Here is a 2570-nt window from a genome sequence, read left to right as displayed (position 1 = left end):
GGGTAAGCGGGGCATATCCGGGGGCAATGCCATTTTGTTGTGCAGTTGCGCGGTGAGATGCAATCTACCATAATTCCTTTTGCCCAAGAAGGTCGTATAGATTGCACGATGAAGAAGACGCCGATTACCGAGCTCGATATTGATAGTCTGGATGAAGCCACGCTGATGGAATTGAACCGGCACATCGTTGAAAGATTGCAGTTTCTCCATCAACAAAAGACAGCCGCTGTGCTGCAGGAGATCAAGATCGGCAGTGGCGTGATGTTTGAAGGGCCAGATGGTACGATGGTTCGAGGCTTTGTTATTCGTCGCAATCGCAAGACGGTGACGGTGCACACGGATGACGACAAACAGTGGAATGTTTCACCATCATTACTGAGCGTGACAGGTGGTCATATTATGGATGAAGCACCAGCAAGAGCAGGTCGGGTGGTGCCTTTCTCAAAGCCTGGCAGTCGTAAGTAAGTGGGATCAGGCCTTGGCGATAATGAGGCCTGCAAGCTCCGGAATGGCTGTTTGTTGATTGGATATACCAAGCCGGTCGCCGAGATAATGCCAGAAGGAAAGCCGAAGCTTTTTGCAGGTCTTCATAAGGCCCAGCATGGTATCGCGGGCAATGCGCCCCTCTTTGCTCATTGTGCCACCCGAGATCTTGCGTTTGGTGACGCAGCTGCGCAGATCGCTCTCGGACGCGTTGGTGTGCAACGGAATTTCCGGGCGTTCGAGAACCTTGAGTAGTTCTTCCTTGCGGCGTAGCAGGCGTGCCAACAGCTTGTCCAGCTCCACACAACCCGTCCGGATAGAGAAGATGCGGTCAAACCGTTGCCGGAAAGCGCTGATTGATCCCGGTGAGGGGCTCTTCTGCCTGAATGCCTTGAGCGCCTTGTAGAAGCTCCAAATGAGATCGCGTATATTTTCCACCCACCGGACGTGCTGTGGCGTCGCCGGCATCAGCTTTTGCAGCAGTCGCTCCGCATGCACCCAGCACAGCGCATGATTGCCAACCCGGAACTGGCCGGCATCGTCGGAGATAATGACGGCATTGCCCAGCAGGCCGTGGTGGCGAACAGAACCCCAGATGCCCGCTTCCGCGACGGCCCGAACCATGTCCTTATCGAAGATGTCGACACCTTTTTGCGCCAGGTGTTCCAGAAAGGGGACCTGGTTGCAAAAGCGTTGAGGTGTGCGTGTTTGCAGCCTGGCGATGACTGTCGGATCCACGCCATGTCGCGTCTTCAGATAATCAGAAGTAGCATCGTTAAGCACATAATCCTGATAATTGCCGCGCAAGAGCGACAGGAAGTTCAGGCGGGATTTTGTTTTCGTGGTGCGAAAGACGGTAAAATGCTCGCCGCCAATATGGGTGGTATAGAAGTTATCACGCGCATGACGGGCCCCGGTGTCATCGACCGTTACATAGGCTTCCGACACCAGGCCAGCATGCAGAACGGCAGCATCCTCAGCAACAAAGCCATCCAGCCCCTTGGTGAGCAAACGCACAACCTGGCGTTTGGAGATGTCCATGCCGATGTCATTAAGCAGGGTCGACAACCGTTGCGCTGTGACCTGACCTTGCGCATGCAGCATCAGGCAGAGCCGCCTGAGGTTTGGGCCATAACCACCGACGATTCCGGCAGGTAGCGGCGCAAGAATAGTCTTACCGTTCGGAGCAACCCAGCATTCGCGCCGGTAGTGAATAACCTCAGCGCGCAAAACTATATCGCGCACGTAATAGCTCTTGTAGCCCTTGAAGCGTGAACCGTCCGGAACACGGGCATGAAGAACCACATCCCGATCAACGCGCTCGACATCCAGTTTCGGTCCACGCGGCTTCTTCTTGCCCGCCTGCTTGTCCTGAGCTTTCGCGTCCGTTGCCTTATCCATGCCCGACGGTTTGAACGGCGGCCGTGGCGGCAGGTTTTTCAGTCGCGCAATTTCATCGCGAAGGAGTTGGTTCTCAACTTTAAGCCGGGTGTTTTCCAGACGGAGCTCGGCATTCTCCTTACGGAGTGCTGTATTCTCAGCTTCCAGTTTTTCAAGCCGAGCCTCTGCACGTTCGGTTTTCTCAACCAAACCCGTGACCAGACTGCGCAACGCGTTCAGTGAAAGCGTGTCAGCATGCTTGGGCGAGGGAAGCATTCTCTTCGGCATCGCAAAAGAGAATCATGATTTGCCAAAATCAGGAATCCCATAGCCATGAAATATCGATGCGGAACTTACGATATGCACAGTGTTTAATATTTCTGACTTGGAATCAGAAACAGGGTCTTGGCCACCAAATTTGCTCCGCTTACAAATTTGGGTAAGCGGGGCATATCCGTTGGCGGTGCCATTTTGTTGTGCAGTTGCACGGTGAGTTGCAATCTACCATAATTCCTTTTGCCCAAGATGGTCGTATAGATTGCACGATGAAGAAGACGCCGATTACCGAGCTCGATATTGATAGTCTTGATGAAGCCACGCTGATGGAATTGAACCGGCACATCGTTGAACGATTGCAGTTTCTCCATCAACAAAAGACAGCCGCTGTGCTGCAGGAGATCAAGATCGGCAGTGGCGTGATGTTTGAA

2 protein-coding genes are annotated in these 2570 nt (G+C 53.4%); one reads left to right on the top strand and one right to left on the bottom strand.

All coding sequences use genetic code 11. From position 1 onward, the window contains the following. Window positions 1-108: 108 nt before the first annotated feature. Window positions 109-465, top strand: a complete 357-nt coding sequence (locus FG152_RS27030) for a hypothetical protein (protein WP_312196855.1) — start codon at window positions 109-111, stop codon at window positions 463-465. 6 nt (window positions 466-471) lie between these two features. Here the strand turns inward: FG152_RS27030 and FG152_RS27025 are convergent, their stop codons facing one another. Next, window positions 472-2151 (bottom strand): IS66 family transposase, encoded by a 1680-nt coding sequence (locus tag FG152_RS27025; protein WP_498989437.1) that lies wholly within the window; start codon window positions 2149-2151, stop codon window positions 472-474. Between the last annotated feature and the right edge of the window lie 419 nt (window positions 2152-2570).

This window comes from Ochrobactrum sp. XJ1, assembly GCF_024701725.1.
Classification (GTDB): domain Bacteria; phylum Pseudomonadota; class Alphaproteobacteria; order Rhizobiales; family Rhizobiaceae; genus Brucella; species Brucella anthropi.
The sequence above is the reverse complement of the archived record's forward strand: the minus strand, read 5'-3'. Positions and strand labels throughout refer to the sequence as shown.